General features: G+C 26.7%; 14 protein-coding genes. 10 read left to right on the top strand and 4 right to left on the bottom strand.

The window, feature by feature from the left end; genetic code table 11:
• Window positions 1-33: 33 nt before the first annotated feature.
• The 7 genes from AC5LXI_RS11300 to msbA (AC5LXI_RS11270) all read left to right on the top strand — a co-directional run bounded on the left by AC5LXI_RS11300 (window position 34) and on the right by msbA (AC5LXI_RS11270) (window position 9,566).
• Entirely contained in the window at window positions 34-834 is an 801-nt protein-coding gene (locus AC5LXI_RS11300; protein ID WP_493442421.1) for a hypothetical protein, read from the top strand.
• 126 nt (window positions 835-960) lie between these two features.
• Entirely contained in the window at window positions 961-2,592 is a 1,632-nt protein-coding gene (locus tag AC5LXI_RS11295) for a glycosyltransferase family 4 protein (RefSeq protein WP_493442420.1), read from the top strand.
• Window positions 2,585-3,658, top strand: a complete 1,074-nt coding sequence (locus AC5LXI_RS11290) for a WavE lipopolysaccharide synthesis family protein (protein ID WP_493442419.1) — start codon at window positions 2,585-2,587, stop codon at window positions 3,656-3,658. Before AC5LXI_RS11295 ends, AC5LXI_RS11290 begins: the two co-directional genes overlap by 8 nt.
• A 169-nt stretch (window positions 3,659-3,827) precedes the next feature.
• Window positions 3,828-4,769, top strand: a complete 942-nt coding sequence (locus AC5LXI_RS11285; protein WP_493442418.1) for a DUF7796 domain-containing protein — start codon at window positions 3,828-3,830, stop codon at window positions 4,767-4,769.
• Between the two features lie 76 nt (window positions 4,770-4,845).
• Window positions 4,846-5,928, top strand: coding sequence for a glycosyltransferase family 2 protein (locus AC5LXI_RS11280; protein WP_493442417.1), 1,083 nt, complete (start codon window positions 4,846-4,848; stop codon window positions 5,926-5,928).
• A 102-nt stretch (window positions 5,929-6,030) separates the two neighbouring features.
• The gene (msbA, locus tag AC5LXI_RS11275) at window positions 6,031-7,776 is read left to right on the top strand and encodes a lipid A export permease/ATP-binding protein MsbA (RefSeq protein ID WP_493442416.1); all 1,746 of its coding nucleotides are present in this window, start codon (window positions 6,031-6,033) and stop codon (window positions 7,774-7,776) included.
• A 17-nt stretch (window positions 7,777-7,793) separates the two neighbouring features.
• Window positions 7,794-9,566, top strand: a complete 1,773-nt coding sequence (msbA, locus tag AC5LXI_RS11270; protein ID WP_493442415.1) for a lipid A export permease/ATP-binding protein MsbA — start codon at window positions 7,794-7,796, stop codon at window positions 9,564-9,566.
• Between the two features lie 40 nt (window positions 9,567-9,606).
• On the opposite strand, the gene AC5LXI_RS11265 is transcribed toward msbA (AC5LXI_RS11270), so the two are convergent.
• Both AC5LXI_RS11265 and AC5LXI_RS11260 read right to left on the bottom strand, forming a co-directional pair.
• Complete coding sequence (locus tag AC5LXI_RS11265) at window positions 9,607-10,674, bottom strand: glycosyltransferase (RefSeq protein WP_493442414.1); 1,068 nt, start codon at window positions 10,672-10,674, stop codon at window positions 9,607-9,609.
• Between the two features lie 18 nt (window positions 10,675-10,692).
• The gene (locus AC5LXI_RS11260; protein ID WP_493442413.1) at window positions 10,693-11,670 is read right to left on the bottom strand and encodes a glycosyltransferase family 8 protein; all 978 of its coding nucleotides are present in this window, start codon (window positions 11,668-11,670) and stop codon (window positions 10,693-10,695) included.
• A 195-nt stretch (window positions 11,671-11,865) separates the two neighbouring features.
• On the opposite strand from AC5LXI_RS11260, the gene AC5LXI_RS11255 reads away from it, so the two are divergent.
• Window positions 11,866-12,828 (top strand): glycosyltransferase family 8 protein, encoded by a 963-nt coding sequence (locus tag AC5LXI_RS11255; protein WP_493442412.1) that lies wholly within the window; start codon window positions 11,866-11,868, stop codon window positions 12,826-12,828.
• Here AC5LXI_RS11255 and AC5LXI_RS11250 read toward each other — a convergent pair.
• Window positions 12,812-13,039, bottom strand: coding sequence for a hypothetical protein (locus AC5LXI_RS11250; RefSeq protein ID WP_493442411.1), 228 nt, complete (start codon window positions 13,037-13,039; stop codon window positions 12,812-12,814). The two genes, AC5LXI_RS11255 and AC5LXI_RS11250, sit on opposite strands and share 17 nt — an antisense overlap.
• Window positions 13,040-13,662: 623 nt before the next feature.
• On the bottom strand, window positions 13,663-14,592 hold the full coding sequence (locus tag AC5LXI_RS11245) for a glycosyltransferase family 8 protein (protein WP_493442410.1): 930 nt from the start codon (window positions 14,590-14,592) through the stop codon (window positions 13,663-13,665).
• Window positions 14,593-14,734: 142 nt separating this feature from the next.
• On the opposite strand from AC5LXI_RS11245, the gene AC5LXI_RS11240 reads away from it, so the two are divergent.
• Both AC5LXI_RS11240 and AC5LXI_RS11235 read left to right on the top strand, forming a co-directional pair.
• Entirely contained in the window at window positions 14,735-15,715 is a 981-nt protein-coding gene (locus AC5LXI_RS11240) for a glycosyltransferase family 8 protein (RefSeq protein WP_493442409.1), read from the top strand.
• A gap of 11 nt (window positions 15,716-15,726) precedes the next feature.
• Window positions 15,727-16,701, top strand: coding sequence for a glycosyltransferase family 8 protein (locus AC5LXI_RS11235; RefSeq protein WP_493442408.1), 975 nt, complete (start codon window positions 15,727-15,729; stop codon window positions 16,699-16,701).
• The last annotated feature ends 239 nt before the right edge of the window (window positions 16,702-16,940 follow it).

Here is a 16,940-nt window from a genome sequence, read left to right as displayed (position 1 = left end):
TTTATTGAAAAATGTTTATGTAGTAGAGATTATATGAGTAAAATTAAAATTGCATTTATTTGCCCAACATATTTCCTTCACTTTGAATTTGCGAAATCTCTTCTTCTTTCTTTTAAACAAAAAGGTTTTGAAGAACAATCGCATTTATGGTTTGTCTTTGGTAATGCCGCTGAGGCAGATTCATTTGGAGATTATGAGTATAAATTAATTTTACCTGAAAATTATCAGACAGTTAATTTCGATGGTATAATAAATATAAAAAAGATTTGGGCGATTAAATCCTTGGAGCCATTATACGATTATATAATGACCCTTGATTCAGAATCGTTATTTATCCGCAATGTAGATTTACTGCAACTATGTTCTAATTTTTTTGAATCTAAAATTTTATTGGGTAATAAAATTTTACCAGAAGGTAAATTATTAACAGATAAAATAAAAGACGAGTGTAAAGTTTTTTTTTCATCGGGTATGCAACAAAAACTTCAATCTGAGTTGTATCTGTGGTTTAATCAACCATGTATATATAAAACCTCAAATTTAAATAAATTCTTTGAAATTACGAAGCTCCATAATAATTTAAATTTGATTAATTGGTTTCAATTTGATTACTATATATACATGTATTATTTAATTTTATATGAGGGATTTTTAATTGTCGATATGGGCGTGGAATCTAGCTATGGGGTTTGCGAAGCAACCGATGCTCTTACAAATATGAACTCAGCCAAATATGATAAATTTAATATAATGCTATGTACTCGTACTAATTTTAAATTATTTGATAATCCATCATTATTTTTATTAATTCAGCTTGATAGACGTAAAAGTTAGTAGTATAAACTTAAGAATAAACAAAATTAGTTTTATATATGATTAATAACCTATTTTAATTAAAAATAAAATTTTTAAATATAAATTTGATTTTTAATTAATAATTTATATAGTTGAAGGCTTTTTATGTTAAAAAAAATCGCTTTTGTAGCCCATGAGTTTGGTTTTTTTACCGGTCATGGAGGTATCGCATCATATTTATACAACATTTGTAAATATATATTACAAAATCATGAAGATATAAACGTTTATGTGTTGGTAAATTGTCACGATAAGCACACAGATTTGTTAAATTATGAAAAGTTACACATTATAAATATTAATAATTCTGCTGATGTGTATTGGCAGATTTCTTCGATTAAACCTGATTTTGTTGAAGTATCAGATTATTGTGCACACGCATTAGATTGCTTGTTAGCTAAAAATTTAAAAGGCGAATTTTCAAATACTATTTTTGCTGTTCATCATCACACAGCATCTAGAGAATGTTACGAGTGGAATACTTCATTGCCTATTAAGTATGCTAATGGTTTTATAAAAGATTGTTTTATGAGAGAAAAACTGCAGTTCATGCTTGCTGATGCACATATTTCACCATCGACGTTTATGAGTAATTACGTAGAGAAAAATTACTTTATTCATGATAGTATTAAAGTATTTAATCATCTAAATGTTGAAACTATAAAAAATAAAGAGTTAGTTGTCGATGAATTATCTAAAATTTATAATCTTGAACAATATAAAGATACTTTTAATATATTCATTATTTCGAGAGTTGAGGGTCGTAAAAACCAACATTTTCTTATTGATCAATTTATTAAAGTTAAAAAGAAAATCTCTGGGTCTAAACTTTTTATCGTTGGAAATTCAAATTATGATGAAATTACTAATGAAGAGTGCCGTTTCCAAATTTTTAAAGATATTCCATTAGAATATAGAAATGATATATTATTTTATGATTTTGCTGATTCTAAACAAAAGGATAAATTTATCGCTATTGGAGATCTTTGTATTTTACCATCTACATTTGAAAGTTTTTCTATTGCACTTGGAGAAACAATCTTGAAGGGTGTTCCTGGAATGGCATCAAAATATACAGGATGCTGCGACTATTTAGGGGAAACTAAAGAATTTACAACTTTTGATCCTTTCAATGATGATGATTTGGCAGAAAAAATTGAAAAATTTTATAATATGTCAGAAAAAGATAAGATGACAATTTTATTAGATCAACAAGAAAGCTTTTCTAAAGCAACGTCTCCTTTGGTTTCTGTCGATTCTCGCTTAGAATGGATAAAAGATAAACTTAAACTTAAAATTGAAAATGGAAAAAATAAAATTGATTCATGGCAGTATATAAATAATCAAGAAATTGTTGTTTTCTCCGAGAAGCATGTAATATTAACCCCGAATGATAAAAAGAATAATATAATAGATAACTTTTTGAATTATTTTAATTTAAATATAAACTTTGTAGATAAAATTATTGTTTTTAATCAAGGTTATGCTTATATTAATGAGGTTATTGATGCAATTGATTATGGCTGTCCAATTATGATACTGAATGCTGATAAGATATTTACGAAAGGAAGCACTCTATCTTATAGAGATATTTTGGATGTTGTTAACTTAAGGAAAGAGCACGTTATTGAAATAGTTATTGATAATTTTGGAAATTTAGAATCTAATCGGCGTCATCTTAAATATATGCTTTCTATTCGAGAAAAATTAAATCTACAGGATAATGTAAATGGATAAAATTTCTTTGCTCATTCATGGTCCATATCATGATAATATATTGAAAAAAATTTCGATTTCCTTAGGAAAAAGTGATTATAATATAAGTGAAGTTGTATTTGTTATTTATGAAAATGATAAGAAACTTTATGAAAAAGATATATCGGATTTATTTGGTGAATGTAAAGTAAAAAAGATATATGTTAAAGATTTAATTAATCCGGGTTTTGCTAATATTAATCGTCAGTTATTGACTGTAAAAGCTGGACTCAATGAGATAGATGATTCTAATTTTGTTATAAAATTAAGAAATGATCAGTCTTTTGATTTTAATAAGTTTTTCGAAAAAATAAAAAAATTTAAATGGAATTTTGATAATGATAAGAAAATTGTTACAACTTGCTGTTACACAAGGAAGGATAGATTATACCACCCTTCAGATATGTTTTTAGCCAGTAAGGCTAAAATCTTGAAGGAATATTATGATATTCCGTTTTATGATAAAACAGAACTAAATGTTATTTTGGAAATACGTGAATTAGTAGAAAATAGTCCAACTAATATTGTTTATAACCCCTTTTCTCCCGAAAGTGAGTTATTTAGAAATTTCTTGAAAAAACAAAATTGGGATTTTAAAGAAACTAGAGAAGATAGTTATAATGCTTTCAAAAAATATATTTATCTATTAAATTCTTGGGATATTTCATTAAGATGGAAAAAGAAAAGAAATTATCCTTTTAAAAAAGGAAATCAAATCATCTTACCTCACTTTTTTAAATTAGCTCCTTTTGAGGGGGGACCTATTGAAAAAGCTGCTTGCATTTTAAGACATGAAATTCATGGTAATAAAAATATTGTCGACCATTATTATACTATTAAATCGAAAAAAATATGGCGAAATTGGTCTTGTAATCAGGACAATAATATTGCTAATAATAAGAGATTTGTTTTGAAAATAAAATATATATCAATTCAATTATTAAGATTCATTCTTGGGATCATGCCATATTTTTTGGTTAAGAAGTTAGAAAATAATTTAAGTGAGAAAATAACAAACACTAAATTCAAAATAAGTCTATTACATTAAATGATGATATAAAAAGTATTATGCATTAAAATCTACTAACTGATGAAATATAGATTCAAATATCATATGAATTTATATGTTATAGTTAATTAATTATAGATGAAGATTACAAGTTTAGATTTCGAATCTTTTATAAAATAGGTTTATTATTAACAAGCGGAATAACCTGATGAATTCTAAAAATATAGCTGTCCAATTTTTTGGTCATTTGAGAACCTTTGAATATACATTCAACTCGTTTGAACAAAATTTATTAAAAGAAAATATAAAAGACGGTTATCATATAGATATTTTTATTCATACTTGGGAAGAATTAGATCACTCTACTATCAACTATCGTAATGTTGGTGGAAAACCTTTAACGAAGGAAACATTAACTAGTGATAAATTATTATTAGTTAATCAACTTTATCAACCTAAAAAAATGCTTGTTGAACCTCAATTAGATTGTTCCGATGATGTATTAGTAGAAAAAATTGGCCAACATCCAAGAGCTAAAAAAGGATGTTTAAATAATGCTTATACTATTTATATGAGCAATAAATTACGTAATGATTATGAAATCGAAAATGATATTGAATACGATTGGGTAATAGTAACCAGACCAGATATATTTTTCAAAAAGCCATTTGGAATTAATTCATTTATAAGCTGTTATTCTGAATTTCAATTAACAATACCACAAAATGCAATTTTTCATGGTTTTGGTCCATTTGGTCGTGGAAATATGATTGAGGATCCTTGTTTTTTGGAAGGTTCAGATTTGATTTTTTTTGGACGTCCAAACATTATCAATGATGCATCGTCATTATATACTGATTTTGAACACAATCTACAATCTGATGAATTTTATTGTATGGAGGTCTGGTGGGCTAATTTTTGGAAATATAAAGCGATAAAGCCATTACCGATCAATTTTATACATGGACCTAATTTTGACGTTGTTAAAACTGAATTTTTTGAGAAGAAAAAACTAAAGCAATACTCACAATTTAAATATATTAAAAGGATAGTGATTTTATATTTATTAAATTTATTTCCTTATTGTCTTGTGATAAATCAAATAAATAAATTGCAAAGGAAAATCATGAAAATGCAGGGAGAATTGTAACAAAACATTATGAGTTTTCTTTTGCTTGATTTTACAAATTATTTAAATATTAAAAAACAATTAAGGATTATTTTTAATGGAACCGATTTTGTCTGTAATCATTCCTGTATATAATACGGAAAAATATTTAGTAAAATGTTTAGATAGTGTCATATCTCAAACTCTTAAAAACATTGAAATTATTTGTATCAACGATGGTTCAACAGATAATTCGTTAGCTTTTTTACAACAATATAATGAAATTGATAAAAGAATACGGATCATTGATAAGAAAAACGGTGGTTTATCTTCTGCTAGAAATATTGGTATAGAAAACGCAAAAGGAAGATATATTACTTTTGTTGATTCAGATGATTTTGTTGAATTAGATACATACGAGAAAGCGATTGAGAAATTTAATAAACCGGAAGTTGATCTAGTCTATTTTTCAACTAACATTATTATTGAAAACAATCTTAGCAGAATGCAAGATGAACGCTATTTTGAACATAAATATAAAGGTTTTATTAAATTATCTAATGATGTAATGACGAAGATGGATGTGTGTGCATGGAATAAAGTTTATAAACTTTCAATCATTAGAAAATACAACATTCTTTTTCCGGAAGGACTTTGGTATGAAGATAACCCTTTTTTCTGGTCTTATGGATTGTTATGTGATGAAGCGTATTTTATCAATGATAAATTTTATAACTATCTTATAAGAGATGGTTCCATTATGAGTTATAAGAAAGGAAATCAGAAAAATAGTATGATTTCTCATGAATTAGATTCATTGCTGTGTTTTGATTATTTATTGCAATTTGTTTTTCGCTGGAAGTTATTTGAAAAGTTTAAACCTGTTTTAATTGATTTATTTCAAGATAAGTTAATAGAGTCTATGCGCCGTTTACCTAAAAAGAATAGAATGTTAGCTTTAAATAAAGCTACTCAAATTGTTAAGCTATTTGATTTAACATATTATTTTCCTAATAATAATTTTTTAAGTTCAATATCTAATAAAAATTATCATAATATAGGAAAGATAAATCAATTATTTTTAAGTAAAAGACAACGTTTGGTTGGAGTTTGGGATGCTGATAACTCTTATATTTTATGTTTTTTAGGGATTAAGATTAAAGTAAAAAAGAAATTAAATGTATTAGATAACATATACTAAGATTATACAATGAATTATTATGTAATCACAACACAATAAAATTAACGTGAAAGTCTTAGATAGTGTATAATCGTTCATAATTTATTATTTTAATATTTTATTATGCCTCAAAAATTAAACTCAATTACGACGTTAAAAAAACTTTGGCCATTTATTAAACCATATAAAAAAGCATTATTTGTAGCCGTATTTGGATTATTATTAAATGCAGCTACAGATGCTACTTTAATATCACTTACGAAACCTTTACTTGACCATGGTTTAATGAATAAAAATTATTCTCTTTTGATTATAATCGCAATCGCAATTATTGGATTAATTTTACTGAGAGGGTTATCTAATTATATTTCAACATACTGCCTTTCTTGGTTATCAGGAAAAGTTGTAACTAAGTTTAGACAAATGATTTTCAATCATTTGATTAAAAGTCCTATTAGTTTTCATGATAAGCAATCCATAGGAGATCTGGTTTCTGTTATTACTTTTAATACTCAGATGTTATCAAAAGCTTCATCTGACGCTTTAATCATACTTATTCGCGAAATAACTTATGCTGTTGGTCTATGTCTTGTTATGTTATATGGCAGTTGGAAATTAGCATCAGTATTGATTATTTTAGTTCCGTTAATTATTTTTGTTGCTCAATTTATTGCCAAAAAATTTAGGAAGACAATTGCATCAATGCAAGCTGGAATGGGACAAATTACTATAGCAACTGACGAAATGTTGAAAGGGCATAAAGAGGTTTTAATTTTTAATGCAAAGGAATATGAAAAAAATAATTTTAATCGTATAACAGATAGTGTTTGGCGAGGTATGTTGAAAATTGAAATAGTTTCAAGATTATCAACGCCTATTATTCAGTTAATTGCAACAATTGGCTTAGGTTTTATACTCTATTTAGTCGCAAGTCAAAATTTAGATATTACTCCCGGCTCATTTACCGTTGTTTTTTCGGCAATGGTTGCTGTAATGCGCCCATTGCGTGAATTAACAAGTTTACATGTTGAGCTCCAAAAAGGTGCTGTTGCTTGTGAATCTTTGTTCGAACTTTTAGACTCCCCATTAGAAGATGACAATGGAACTATTGTTGCTAATAGAGTAAAAGGAAACATTGAATTTAAGAATGTTACTTATACTTATCCAACAAGAAATACTCCAACACTTAACAATTTTTGTTTAAAAATAGAAGCGGGGCAAACAATAGCCCTAGTCGGACGTTCTGGTGCAGGTAAATCAACTATTGCTAGCTTATTACCGCGCTTTTATGATGTGTCAGAGGGAGAAATTTTATTAAATTCTATAAATATCCAAGAATACACATTAAAATCTTTACGTAAGCAAATTGGTTACGTTTCGCAAAATGTTCATTTGTTTAATGGCACAATTGCAGAAAATATTGCATATGGTGAAAAAGAACTTCACAGCGAGGATGATATTATAAGGGCAGCTGAGCAAGCGAATGCTATTGAATTTATTAATAAATTGGAATATGGCATCAATACTCAAATAGGTGATAATGGGGTTTTATTATCAGGTGGGCAAAGACAAAGAATTGCAATAGCGCGGGTTTTATTACGTGATAATCCTATATTAATTTTTGATGAAGCAACTTCCGCATTAGATAATGAATCAGAAAGACTAGTACAAGAAGCAATAGAAATACTACAGAAGAATAGAACATCCATTATCATTGCTCATCGTTTGTCTACCATTGAAAAAGCGGATCGTATTCTAGTTATTGATGATGGAAAAGTAATTGAAGATGGCAATCATCAATCATTGATCAATTTAAATGGAATTTATGCACAAATGCATAAAATGCAATTTAATACTCAAAGTAAATAAAATAAATAATGAATAATATGAATCAACAAAGTAGCCAATTCAATCTTAATGATATAGATAAAGATTCTTCAACGTGGAAAACTTTTTTAAAGTTGTCTCCATTAATTATGGAACATAAATTATTTTTATTTTTATCTGTTATTTTGCTTATTGCAAGTGCATTTGCTGATACCTCATTGATAGCATTATTACGGCCTTTATTGGATCGTGGTTTTTCAATGAATGATCAAGAGTTTTTACTAATGGCTCCTTTTTACATTTTTGGATTAGTAGTATTGCGTGGAATTGCAAACTATGGTTACTCTATATTTTTGTCATTAATATCTGGAAAGATCGTGATGAAAATTAGGCAGAGACTATTTAGTCATTTTGTTGATGCTCCAGTTAGTTACTATGATCAAAATTCAACAGGACGATTGTTATCACGCATTACTTATGACACAGATCAGGTCGCAGCATCTTCATCAGATGCTTTGATAACTATAATAAGGGAAACAGCTTTTATTTGCGGTCTATTTTATACAATGTTTTATAATAGCTGGCAATTATCTTTCTCTTTAATTATTATTACACCCATAGTGATAAGTCTTATTACTTTTATCTCAATCAAATTTAGGAGATTGGCAAAAAATATGCAAAATTCAATGGGCAATGTGACAATGTCTGTTGAGCAAATGTTAAAAGGTTATCGAGAAATTATTATCTTCGGGGCTCAAGAGGAAGAAAATAGAAACTTTGAAAAACTAAGTAATAAGTTTCGTCGTGATAACATGCGATTAGTTTCTATTTCAGCATTATCAACACCTATTGTTCAAGTTGTTATTTCCTTTGCTATAGCTTTTGTATTACTTACAGCAAGTAATCCTGATTTAAATATTACCCCTGGCGAGTTTACTGTTGTTTTTTCATCATTAGTTGCTTTAATGCAACCGATCAAAAGTCTAACTAGTGTAAATGCTGGGTTTCAAAAGGGTATGGCCGCCTGCCAAACATTGTTTTCTATATTAGAGCAACCAGTTGAACAAGATAATGGTAATGTTAATATTGATAAAGTTAAAGGGAATATTATTTTTAAAAATGTTTCATTCAAATATGCAACCAGGCAAGATTTAGCGTTAAACAATATTAGTTTTTCTGTGGCTGCCGGTAAAACAGTAGCTTTAGTTGGGAAGTCAGGATCAGGGAAAACTACAATTGCAAATCTATTAGCTCGTTTTTATGAAATCTCTGATGGAGAAATAACTATTGATGGCATTAATCTGAGTGATTACACATTGTATTGTTTAAGGAATCAAATAGGATTAGTATCTCAATATGTCCATTTATTTAATGATACCATTGCAAACAATATAGCATATGGAAAAATTGGTGAGTTTTCTCAAAAGCAGATAGAAGATGCTGCAAAAAAAGCAAACGCTTATGAATTTATAGAACAATTTGATAATGGTTTTGATACAGTAGTTGGTGAAAATGGGGTTTTATTATCTGGTGGCCAACGTCAACGCATAGCTATTGCAAGAGCTCTTTTAAGAGATAATCCAATCCTTATTTTAGATGAGGCTACTTCAGCATTAGATACAGAGTCTGAAAAAGCTATACAGGCAGCGTTAGATGAATTACAAAAAGGAAGGACTTCTCTTGTCATAGCTCATCGATTATCTACTATTGAAAATGCTGATCAAATATTAGTAATGAATGAGGGAACTATTATTGAGCAAGGTACGCATATTGAATTATTGAGAAAAAATGGCGCATATACTAAATTGTATAAAAGTAATTTTAATGAATAATAACTTATTGATGATGAAAGAAAAATGACTAATATTCCTTTCAAAATTTGTTTAAAGATGAATAGTATATGTAATCTTTTTTAATATTTAAATTAGGATACTTTTTAGTTATCGCACATTTTAATAATGTTTTTTTTGCGGAGTATGAACAAGAATATTTTTTTATAAATTTTAATATATAAAAAATATTTCTTATTGTATTCGATTTGTTACTATTGTGTATACGTATCATTAACTTGAGTAAGCCGAGTTCTTTTATAATATTATCTTCGATTTTTTTTGCAAATATCTTATTTGATCTCAATACCGACTCTAAATAGGTTATATTCATAGCAAAAATATAATTGTATTTTGCTTTGTCAGATAGGGGTAGTTTATTGATTTTTGTTATGCATTGATTTAAAACTTTTTTTAGAGTTTTTAAATTCAAATCATCAATACATTGTTCTGATAATGAAGAAGAACGAACTCGATGAAAGTAACAATTTTTATTTATTAAATAATAAGTTAATTTCGCTTCCGAAATAATAGAAAGCGAAATATTGTGGTCTTCGTGGTTTTTCTCTATAAATTTTTCTGATAACAATTCGCGGTTAAAAATTAATCGCCATATGACTCCAGAATAATTTCTTTTTTCAAGTAAATAATTTAATAGCTCTATTCCAGTATCGAAGTTTTTTGTTTTGATTTGTTCCAAACTGGTTGGATAAGATTTTATTTCATTATCTTTAAAAGATGTATAATCAAAATAAATGCAATCCAATTGAGGCATAATACTCAAACTGTATATGAACTCTTTGAGTAAATCAGGATTTATAATATCATCTGAATCAATAAATAAAACATAATTACCGGTAGAATACTCTATTCCTTTATTTCTTGCTTGACTAACTCCTAGATTTTTTTGCGTGATTATTTTGATATTTTCATATTTAGATCGATATTGTTCAAGTATTCGTAGCGTACTGTCACTTGAACCGTCATCAATACATATGATTTCAATTGAATCAGCACGATATTTTGTTACAGAATTTAAACAATCAGTAATGTAATTTTCAACATTATAACAAGGTATAATTATAGAAAGACAAACTGTTTTATTTATCATAAAATTTCAATTAGATAATTACTTTTTGAGAAATAACTTATATTTTAAATAAATAATATAGTAATAAATAGATTTATAATAGATCTTTTGTCTAAATAAATATTTGGCATAATTTCTTATTGACGAGCTATCACCACTTAAAGGTAATTGTTCATCTTTCCAAGGGGATAAAGCTAAATAATACTCAAAAATTTTAGAAAGGTAGACTTTAAACCAAGGCTTATTTTGTGAAATATAGTGTAAAATAACTGTGTAAGGTCCAATTTCTTTTTCTTGATGTGCGTCAATTGAAATTTTTATTTTAGTATTAAATTTTATAGGCAATAATAGTGTTTTATTTTCTAAAAGAATATTTAAAACATCTTGATCAGCAAACTTATAAATATTTCCATCATTAATCATGGTTAATGCCTTTTCGGAAATCTTTTCTTCACACCATTTAGTAGTATTTATCACTAATACACCTGCATTAAAATATCTTGTTGAATCAATTTGATACATTTCTTTGATAGTTTGTTGCATATCTTCGGTATCACTTATAACTCCTGCAATATAATTCTCAACATCATATTCAACTAATTTGGCCAATGATTTTAAACAAATTATATCGCTATCAAGATATATTAATTTATCAGTTACTGAAACAAGGAGTTTTGGCATAATAAAACGTATGCAAGTTGATGCAGTCGGAATATGCAAAACTAACGTTTTGGGATTGATGATAAAATTGTTATTTAAAAAATACAGTGTAATTGATACATTCGGATAATTGAACTTCTTAAACTTTTCAAGGTTTACATGTGATACATTATCAATAAACAAATGAAAATGTAGATTGTAATTTGGCGTATTTTGGATAACTGATAATATTGCTACACCAGCTGGCATTGCATAATTATTGTCAAATCCTAAAGCAATGTTCAGAGTTGGAAAATGTAGCTCAAAATTAGTACTTATAGGTTCAATTTGATCAATAAAATTATTTATGTTAAACATTTAATCCGTTCTAGTTTAAGTTATATCTGATAATCTAATATGTTAATTATATATTCGTTTGTTAACAAAATATAGGTAAAAACTTTATATAAATAAAAAAAATGAGTATTTAAGAACTTTTGGCAGATTAAATAAATTTACACTTTTATAGTATTTATTTAGAATAATAAAAAATTTTAAAAAGTTAAGTAATAAATGTTTAATTACAATAAATATATCAGTAGAGTTGAAGAGTTTATACAAAATAGCAATAAAGAAATATTGCATATTGCATTAGCGTTTGATGATAATTATGCGATGCCAGCAGGGGTAACTATAACTTCTATAATTGAAAATAATAAAAATTTAAATTTTTGTTTTCACCTATTAGTTGATAATGTATCTTTTGTTAATATAGCGAAACTTAAAGAACTTATTGGAAACAATGTTAGTATTAAAATATATCATTTAAATGATAATTTTGACATTAATTCGAATACATTGGTATTAGGTTACTTATCTGCGGTTTCTTGTGCTCGTTTTATTCTTCCGGCATTATTACATTCTCAGACAAAAAAATTTTTATATCTTGATAGTGACATTCTTTGTTTGAAATCGATTTGCCAACTATATAATACAGAAATATCTAATTATGTTGCTGGAGTTATTCCTGACGATAAACCGATGCAAAATGAAATAAAAACTTTATATTCAATCGATGTTAAGAAATATTTTAATTCTGGAGTATTATTAATTAATACTGATGAGTGGATGAAAAATGATTTAACCAATAAATGTATTAACAAGGTGAATGATGGCAATATTTACCGTTTTGCAGATCAAGATGTTTTAAATATTTTATTGGAAAATAAAGCAATTCTCTTACCTATAAAATATAATACTAAAATTCACATAAGTATTTCTTGTAAAGAAGAACAATTAATAGCGCCTTATACAGTATTATTACATTACGTAACAGGCTATAAACCATGGTATCAAACATTTAATTCTAAGTTATTTAGAAAATTTTATGATTTATCTCCTTGGAAAAATACAAAACGACCGAAAGCACTAAAAAAGTCATGGTTAAGACACTATGCCAAATATTGTTTAAAAAGAGGTCGAGTTTTTAGAGCTGTTAAATTTTACTATTTTTATCTATTTAATAAACTTGTATAAAAACAGCAAGTAAAATAATAGGTGTCGTGTCAACATTATAACCATAGAGACTATGTTGTGCACGATAAGCCGATTCTCCCAATATAAAAATAATATGCTTATATTTATTATTAGTAATAATATTATTTGAATCAAGAATTGATGCATTAAATTTTTCATGTTCAATAACATTCGTGTATTTCTCTGTAAAACCTAAGTAACTAATAAGCATTATTGTTGAATTACCTATTATTATAGGATATTTAACTCGTACAGATTTATTTAAAGAAAAAAAAGGATCAACATTAAATTCAACAATATGGCGTTTATCAGCTAAATAGTAGTAAACTGTATTTTTGAATAAGAAAAAACTAGTAATAATAATGATTATCCAATATAAAATGCTATTTTTAAAAGAAATTTTAATTTTGTTGTATATAAAATAAGTGTAAATCAAAGAAAAAGAATTGAAGGTAATATAATAGGTAGAAAATCGTTGATTATCATTGTAATGCTTTAATTTTTATCATTTTCTAATGCGGTTCTTAATAGTGATTCAGAAATGTAACCGTATTTTAAATTAAAGAATAATTCTAATCCTAAAATAAAGTTTATTATTATGAATATTGAGAGCCTTAACCATTTTAAATTTGGTAACATCACTAATAAAAGTAAATAGAATAAGAGTATATAACTAATATTAGTTAGATTATTGATGTTTATTATATAATATGAGATGAATATAATAGCGAAATATATAAAAATCAGTATATTTTGTTTCTTCATAAAATAATTATTTTAGTTTTTTAGTTGTAGCATTATAAAAAGTTACGATATTAAAATTTCTTATTTGATCTATTTTTTAACTAAATAAGTTAAATAATATTTAATACTTTTGAAAAGTCTTCTTTTTCTAAAGAAATTTTTTGCATATATCCTATAATCAACTGCTCTCATTTTGCTTTGGTAAGATTTTAAGAGTACATCGCTCCAAGGTGTAAAATGTTTATAAAAATTATATAAATCTTGAGCTAAACCTTCATGTTCTACGTACCACATTTTTCTCGGGCCGGTAAAATGAATAAAATAGGGTAATGTTTTTTTATCATAGAAGAATGTTTCTTTTTCCTGATTTGTCATCCATGTAAATAAATAATTCCATTTAGAATCGATTATTTTTATATGATTTTGCAATACAATATTTAAAGCATCTTGATCGGCATATTTTAAATCATTATTTTTTGATAAAATATCATTGCTTTTGCTTTCAACATCAAAACTCATCCAGTTTTTAATATTTATGTATAACACGCCAGCATTAAAATAATCATTTGAATTTAATTTTAATCTAGAAGAATTGGAATTTTGAATATTTTGTTTAGAGTCGATTGCTGCTGCACAAATATAATTTTCTATATCAATATTAAGAATAGATGAAATGTTATTAAAACATAACACATCTGCGTCGAGATAGAGTAATTCTGTGACTTCACTTGATAATAATCTAGGTACCATTAAACGGATAAAAGTTGAATTAGTTATATGCGTAGTTGAAAAATTATGATTGTATTTTTCAAAATCTTCTGGTTCAATTTGATATATGAAAATTAATTCAGAAGTTTGTTGAAATTTTTTTATGTCAAATTCATCAACATTGTATAAAAACACGTGAAACCGAAGATTTTCATTTAGATTATTTAATATAATTGATTTAATCGATACTGCAACATGCTCAAGATAATTTGAGTCAGTACAGTAAGCAATGTTTATAATATTGTTATCCATACTTTATTTTTTTGCTAAACTTATACGATATTTAGTCATTAGATCATATTTATGTCAATATAAAAATGATTATTATTTAGTTGTTGATATTTAGTTGTGCTAAAATGAAACAATCTTACTTATAGTAAACATAAAATACCCTATGTTAGAACAAAATAATTTTATTCGCAAAAGCACAACGTTATTTGAAAATAAATTGGAAGCCCAAAATACAATACATATCGCCTTTTGTTTTGATGATAATTATGCAATGCCAGCTAGTATCGCAATATCTTCAGTTATAATTAACAATCCTGATAAAAATTTGGTTTTTCATTTATTTGCCAACAATGTATCTGATGAAAAAATACAAAAATTCAATCAATTAAATCGAAACAATACTTCGATAATTTATTATGAAATAAGTGAAGATTTCTCAATAAATCCTGATACATTAGTATTACATATTTCAGCATCAACATGTCTACGGTTTATTGTACCGCAAATTCTAAACAAATTAACATCTAGAATGTTGTATTTAGATTGTGATGTTTTGTGCACCAACAATCTTAATGAGTTAATGAATATTGACTTAAATGATAAATATTCCGCTGTAGTTTGTGATGTTGAAAAAATGCAGGAAAAACAATGCTTTGCTTGCGATATTCCATATGGCGAATATTTTAATGCGGGTATGATTTATATTAATACTGATATGTGGGTAGATAATAATCTAACCGAAAAAGCTTTTGCAATGATTAATAGCGGTAAAGTTTACAAATTTGCAGATCAGGATGTATTGAATATATTAATGCAGGGTAAAACTCAGTTTCTACCGAAGATATTTAATCAACTCACTTCACTCTCAGTTGGTGGTAATGAAGATAGCTTATTAAGTGATGACACTGTTATAATTCATTATGTTACCGGCAATAAACCATGGTATCAGCTATATTTAACCCCACTTTATCAACGCTATATGGCTACTTCACCATGGGCTAATCAAAAATTATTATTAGCTAACGAAAATGCGCCCTCAACCACCAGACGTTATGCAAAATTGTTAGTAAGTCAAAAAAAATATTTTTCGGCATTCAAATATTATTTACTTTATCTCAAGCATAAAGCCTTTAAAAGGCGATGAGGATGTGAACCGTGATTCAAGTTGATAGCTTTATTAACAAAAGGAATGAATTACTCTCAAATAATGTTGACAATAATCAATCTGTCATACATATTTTATTATGTTTTGATGATAATTATGCATTATCAGCAGGTATAAATATTTTCTCTGTTTTTGAAAATAATATTTCAAGGCCGATTCATTTTCATTTATTTACCCATAATCTTTCTGATGAGAATAGACGTAAATTTGAAGAAATTAAATTCGATAATATATCAATAACTGAATATGTTATTAATGATCAGTTTAAAGTCGATGAGCAAAATACCGAACAGTTTCCGCTTTCAGCTTGTGTGCGCCTAATAGCGCCAATAATACTGAAAAATACTACTGATAAATTACTTTATGTTGATAGTGATACCTTATGTACGAATAGCTTATCAGATATTGATAATATTGATCTTACTGGCATTCTAATTGCAGCTGTTGCTGACGAACCATATATGCAACAATCTCAATGTACCAAATATGGTGTTATTGAAGGAACTTATTTTAATTCTGGTGTTATGCTCATTAACATTCCGCTTTGGTGCGAAGATAACATTACTGATAAAACGTTGAAACTATTAAATGGTGGTGAAAAATATCAATATCCCGACCAAGATGTCTTAAATATTTGTGTCGGTGAAAAAAGGCTAATATTACCAAGAAAATTTAATAATTTATTGGCATTATCAATTAATGGTAATGAAGATGCGAATATTCCCGATGAAACAGTCTTTATTCATTACATAACTAAGAATAAACCTTGGCATGAACCTTATCGATCTATATTATTTGATTCTTATTTAGAAAAATCACCATGGCGAAATGATTGTTTACCAATATATAGTCCTAAAAAGACCTCTTCAATTCGCGCTTATTCAAAACTGATGTTTAAACAAAAAAAATATCTAGCTGGGATAAAACACTATCTTATTTATTTAAAAACTAAATTTAAAAAGTAATAATGGTTAGTTAATTTTATTATCTAAAAGTTTATTTAGATTATCGATTTAAGAAAATTAATCAGTTTCTAACTAAGCTTTTTCTTTATAGTGATTATTCTTGTCTATATTTTTGCTTCAGTTATTGCTATATTATAAATCGTTATTTTGATGGTTAATTGTTCAATTTCAGGATAATAATTTCATTTCAAATATATAATTGTTTTTTTCTAACGTTAGCTTATTTATTAAATAAATTT

Source organism: Gilliamella sp. LMG 34361, from assembly GCF_984569075.1.
Note: the sequence above shows the minus strand (reverse complement) of the source record. Positions and strands in the feature narration are given on the sequence as shown.